The organism is Kitasatospora sp. NPDC093558 (assembly GCF_040683475.1).
Classification (GTDB): domain Bacteria; phylum Actinomycetota; class Actinomycetes; order Streptomycetales; family Streptomycetaceae; genus Kitasatospora.
In genome coordinates this window covers 1-4,946 of sequence record NZ_JBFBDY010000479.1, presented here as the reverse complement: position 1 = coordinate 4,946, position 4,946 = coordinate 1, and the positions used below count along the sequence as shown (strand labels likewise).

Sequence of the window (4,946 nt, the reverse complement as noted above, 5' to 3'; positions counted from 1 at the left end):
GTCGTGGCCGCGCCGCGCGTGGTCCACGATGGGGGCGTCCCAGACCGCCGGGCGCTCGGCGGCGTCGGCCGTGGCGGCTCCGTCCATGACCTGGGCGGCCGCGGTGTAGGCGCGGGTCCAGGCCGCGGCGACGGCCGGGGTCCAGGCGGGACCGGCGAAGTGCTCCAGGGTGGCGAGCAGGCACTCGCCGACCGCCGCGTAGTGCGCGCCGAGGGCGCCGAACTTGCGGTGGTCGCGGCCCAGTTCGGAGCAGAACCGGACGAGGGTCGCGGGCTCGTCCACCAGGTCGACGATGAGCATCAGCGCGCGCAGGAGCTTGTCGTGCTGGATCTCCATGTGCTCGGGGAACAGGTCCCGGACCCCGGGGTGGCGCTGGAACAGGGTCGCGTAGAAGTGGCCGGGGAGGTCGGCGGCGTACGGCTCGACGGCGGCCCGGCTGGCCCGTAGCAGGGAGATCTCGTACGGGGAGAGGATGGCCTCGGCGGCGCCGTCCGGGGCCGTCGGCCGTGGGTGGTCCTGGGAATTCACCGGTTCGGCTTGGTTTCTGACCGGGTATTGGGCGCGAAGGTTCACGCGGTGCCTCTCCTGTCGAAATGATTCGCGTTCTTCGCGTTCTTCCCGCTGGTGGGTGCGGGTGGGGGCGGAAAATCGGCTCATTCTGCACACGGTGCCGATCCGATGTGCAAGTCGGCGCGGTGAATCATTTGTGAAATGCGGGTACTGGCCCGTAGCGGCCGCAGCTGCTAGGGTCCGCCCGCGCGAGGCGGGCCGTTCTGCGGGCCGGTCTGCGGGCCGTTCTGCGGTTCGGCCCGCGGTTCGGCCTGCGGTTCGGCGGGAAATTGCGGAACCTGCCTGAACAATTCCGTCGCCGGTGGCTGTACGGGGCGGTAGGTTCGCCGGAGCGGCCGGAAATAACAATTCGCTTTCGGGAGCCGCCCGGGACTTTTCGGCATTCCTCCCGGAGTCCTACGCTGCGGCGCGTGTCGATATTCCGAAGGCTCCGCGCTTCCGGTCCGCGGGTGCGGCCGGAACTCGATGACGTCCAACTCGGCCGCGTCCGGCGGCAATTGGGTTCCGCCGGACGGCTCGCGCCGGACGACATCCAGATCGACCAGGTCGAGCGGCTGCTCCTGGAGGCCGGGCGGGACCCGGACCGCCGGGCGCACCGCTTCGCCGTGCTCGCCGAGGCCGCCGCGCCGTCGGCGTTCTCGCGGTCCTGGCGGCTGCGCAGGCGCGGCGCGGACCCGATGGTGTTCGAGGGCTGGGTCGAGCTGGTCCGCGGCCGGGCGGCCGGGCGGATGGACGACGCCAGGGCGGCCGCCGACCACTGCTACCGCGCCGCCGAGGTCGCGCCGGGCGACCCCATGCCCTGGGTGGTGCTGCTGGGGATCCTGCGGCTGATGCGGGCCGAGCCGCGCCAGCTGTACGCCGTCCTGGCCGAGGTGACCTCCCGCGACCCCTGGAACCGCGAGGCCTCCCTGCAGATGCTCCGCTACCTGTCGCCCGAGGAGTGCGGCTCGCGCAGCAGCCAGCTGGACTTCGTGGAGACGCTCAGGGCGTCGGCGCCGCCGGCCTCGCCGGTCGCGGGCGTGGAGCTGGTGGCCCTGGTCGACGAGCACGATCGCACCGCCGCCAAGGGCGGCGTCGAGGCGCTGCTCGCCCGCCGCCTCTGGACGCACAGCCGGGCCGCCGGCGCGCTGGACGCGGCCCTCGCCGCCTGGCCCCGCCAGGGCCACCTGCGGCACGCGACAGCCCTGGCCGACCTCAACCTGCTCGCGTACGCCCTCGTCCAGGCCGGCCGCGTCCGCGAGGCCGGCGCCGTCTTCGAGGCGATCGGCGACACCGTCACCGAGTGGCCGTGGTCGCTCGACGGCGACCCGATCGAGCGGTTCACGTACTGGCAGGCCAAGGCGCTCTGAGACCTGCCGGCCAGGGGCTCAGACGAAGGCGATCTCGGGCTCCAGGCCGTCCGGGAGCAGGAAGTACCCGAGGAACGTCACGCCGTCCTCCTGCGCGTCGAAACGCGCGATGCGCACGCCCTCGGGCTCGTAGAACACGTCGCCGGGCAGGAGGACGGTCTCGGGCTCGCCGTCGATTTGGTAGACGGCCGAGCCCGTCTCGATGCTGCCGAAGACCGGGCCGTTGTGGGTGTGCGCCCCGGCGGCGAAGCCGGGGGCGATGGTGATCCGCCGGACCTCGACGCGCCCGGTGGCGAGCGGCTCCGGCAGCTTCGTGTCCAGGACGACGACGCGGTCGAGCGGCGGCACCGGTTGCGAGGCGGGGACGGCGGTGCGGGGAGCGCGGGATATCTGCATGCGGGTGTGCGTCCTTCGGTCTCGTGCGCTGATCGACTCCTGCCGTACATACTAGTAGGTACAGAACCTCGTGGAACAGCCCGCGCCCGCAACCGCCCCCGCGTGACGGCTGTTCAGGCCTGCCGGGCCAGGGCGTTGCAGACCTGGTCGAGGTAGGACTCGCTGTCCACGGACATCGTCTGGCCGCCGGACGTCGGCACCAGTGTCAGCGGGTCGTCCGTGCGTGGGGTGTCGAGGGTGAGGACGTCGCCGAAGCCCGGGGCCGCCTTGTCGCGGTTGGTGAGCGGGTCGAGGCCCCAGCGCTGCTCGATCGTCTTGAGCACGGAGGTGTGGTCCAGCGGGGTGTCGCCGGCGGCCCGGTAGACCGTGCCGGGGGCGATCAGGGGGGAGATCAGCACCGTGGGCACGCGGACGCCGAAGCGGGTGAAGTCGAAGCCGAAGTCGCCGGCCGCGTCGTCGGGCGGGACCGCGCCGGAGGGCGGCGGCACGTGGTCGTAGCAGCCGCCGTGTTCGTCGTAGGTGATGACGAGCAGGGTCCTGTTCCAGTCCGGCCCGGTGCGCAGCGCGGTGTAGACGTCGAGCATCAGCTGTTCGCCGTGCGAGACGTCGTGGACCGGGTGCTGGTCGTTGCCGGCCAGGCTCCAGTCGGGTTCGAGGAAGATGAAGCCCTTGGGGAGCGTGCCGGTCCTGGCGGCGTTGCGGAACTGGGTGAAGCCGCCGAAGTGGCTCGGGTCGGCCGAGGTCGTGTCGGGGAAGTCGAAGCGGGTCAGCTGCTTGCCGTCGCTGTAGATCGCCCAGTCCGTGCCGTTCTTGCCGAGCAGGCCGAAGATGCTGGGGAAGTCGAACGGCGGCGTGCCGGCCTGCTTGCGGTCGTCCATTCGACCCTGGCTGGTGCCCGCGAGCGCGAACGCCCGGTTGGGCAGGGTCTCGGTGGGCGCCGAGCTGAACCACAGGTCGCAGACGGCGTAGCCGCGCGCGAGGCCCGACAGCACCGGCAGGGCGTCGGGGGTGAAGCACGCCATGATGGTCTCGGGCTTGGCGCTGGGCCGGACCGTCCGGTGGTTCGGCGGGTCCCACTGCAGGGCGTCGATGAAGCTGGTGACGAAGCCCGTCATGGTCGCGGCGGGGGCGGGGGTGCCGGGATCCTCCGTGCCGAACAGCTGGGTGTTGGTGGGCTTGTACCCCTCACGGGGATCGGCGCCCGGCATGAAGTACGCGTCGGGGGTGGTCCGGGAGATCTTGGAGACCGTGACCGGGCCGTCGGCCCCGGGGTTGGTCTCGTCGCCCTTCAGACCCTCGAAGGGCGCACCGGACGGGGTCTTCTTGTCGGGGTAGAGGAACCCCAGCATGTGGTCGAAGGAGCGGTTCTCCTGCATCAGGACCACGAGGTGATCGATCTGGTCCAACCGGCCGTTGTTCGACATGGAAGGTCTCCTGCCACGCGCTCGTGAAGCGGCGGACGGTCTCACGTCGAGGCGCAGGGCGGACGACTTCGGCCTCCCCGCTCGGCATTTCGTCCCGGTCTCCGGGTACGGGTGGCCACCTTTTCCACTATAGGCCGAGCGGGGGACGCCCACGAGCGCGTGCGGCCTACACCCGTGCACACGACGCGGTGGTGGACTCGATGGAGCATCAGAACGCGGCTGCGTCCGGCCGGGGGACACCGTCCGTGATCAGGTCCGCGGCCTTCTCCGCCGCCATGATCGTGGGTGCGTCGGTGTTCCCGCGCGGCACCGACGGGAAGACGGACGCATCGACGACCCGCAGGCCCGTCACACCGAAGACCCGCAGCTCCGGGTCGACCACGCGGCCGATCGCGCAGCTCGACGTCGGATGGTAGAGCGTCTGCCCGCAGCGCTGCGCCCACGCGAGGAGGTCGGCGTCGGAACCGTACGGGGACGGCGCGTCCCCGTACGTCCCGGTGGCGAGTTCGGCCACCGCCCGTTGCGCCGCGATCTCCAGGGCGATCCTGGTCCCGGCGACGATCGCCGCCCGGTCCTCCTCCGTCGTCAGGTAGTTGTGGACGATCCGCGGCGCCGCGTCCGGCCGCCGGGAACGCAGCGTCACCGCGCCGCGGCCGGTCGGGGCGAGGACGCACGGGCCGAAGGCGAACCCGTGCTCGGTGACGGCGCCGAGCCCCTCCTGGTGGAACAGTCCCGCGGCGGCGTGGAACTGGATGTCCGGCGCGTCCAGGTCGTCGCGGCTGCGGAAGAAGCCGCCGGCCTCGCCGACGTTGGACGTGAGCGGGCCGCGCCCCTCGCGCTCCAGCAGGGCGGTGTTCTCCGGGCTCGCCGCACCGATCAGCGAGTCCGCGTCGGTGCGGAAGTTGAGCATCGCCATGTAGTGGTCCTGCAGCCCCCGGCCGACCGGCAGGTCGCGGACCACCTCGATCCCGAGGGCGGACAGCTCGGCGCCCGGCCCGATCCCCGACAGCATCAGCAGCTTCGGCGAGCCGTACGCCCCGGCCGACACGATCACTTCCCGCTCGGCGCGCACGACCTCGACGACCCCGCCGCGCTCGACCGCCACGCCCACCGCCCGGCCGCGCTCGGTCACCACCCGGTGCGCGCGGGCGCCGGCGAGCACCGTGAGGTTCAGCCGCCCGAGGGCCGGGTGCAGGTAGGCGACGGC

The 4,946-nt window shown here is 72.3% G+C and carries 5 protein-coding genes; 1 reads left to right on the top strand and 4 read right to left on the bottom strand.

Going from position 1 to position 4,946, the window contains the following annotated elements; translation table 11 throughout:
- A partial coding sequence (locus AB0O00_RS29575) for a globin domain-containing protein (RefSeq protein ID WP_363656921.1) occupies positions 1–528 on the bottom strand: 528 nt, incomplete at its 3' end.
- A 452-nt stretch (positions 529–980) separates the two neighbouring features.
- Here AB0O00_RS29575 and AB0O00_RS29570 point away from each other — a divergent pair.
- Positions 981–1,919 carry a hypothetical protein gene (locus AB0O00_RS29570; RefSeq protein ID WP_363656919.1) on the top strand — a complete coding sequence of 313 codons (939 nt, stop codon included), beginning with the start codon at positions 981–983 and terminating at the stop codon, positions 1,917–1,919.
- Positions 1,920–1,937: 18 nt separating this feature from the next.
- Here the strand turns inward: AB0O00_RS29570 and AB0O00_RS29565 are convergent, their stop codons facing one another.
- From AB0O00_RS29565 to AB0O00_RS29555, 3 genes are all read right to left on the bottom strand, one after another.
- Positions 1,938–2,315 (bottom strand): cupin domain-containing protein, encoded by a 378-nt coding sequence (locus AB0O00_RS29565; protein WP_363656917.1) that lies wholly within the window; start codon positions 2,313–2,315, stop codon positions 1,938–1,940.
- A 113-nt stretch (positions 2,316–2,428) separates the two neighbouring features.
- Positions 2,429–3,739 carry an alkaline phosphatase family protein gene (locus tag AB0O00_RS29560; protein WP_363656915.1) on the bottom strand — a complete coding sequence of 437 codons (1,311 nt, stop codon included), beginning with the start codon at positions 3,737–3,739 and terminating at the stop codon, positions 2,429–2,431.
- Positions 3,740–3,947: 208 nt separating this feature from the next.
- The coding region (locus AB0O00_RS29555) for a GMC oxidoreductase (RefSeq protein ID WP_363656913.1) at positions 3,948–4,946 on the bottom strand (999 nt) is incomplete at its 5' end.

Bases quoted from the DNA above. Each gene is read 5' to 3' on its own strand.
- AB0O00_RS29560 (WP_363656915.1), bottom strand. From the start codon at position 3,739: ATGTCGAACAACGGCCGGTTGGACCAGATCGATCACCTCGTGGTCCTG.
- AB0O00_RS29565 (WP_363656917.1), bottom strand. From the start codon at position 2,315: ATGCAGATATCCCGCGCTCCCCGCACCGCCGTCCCCGCCTCGCAACCG.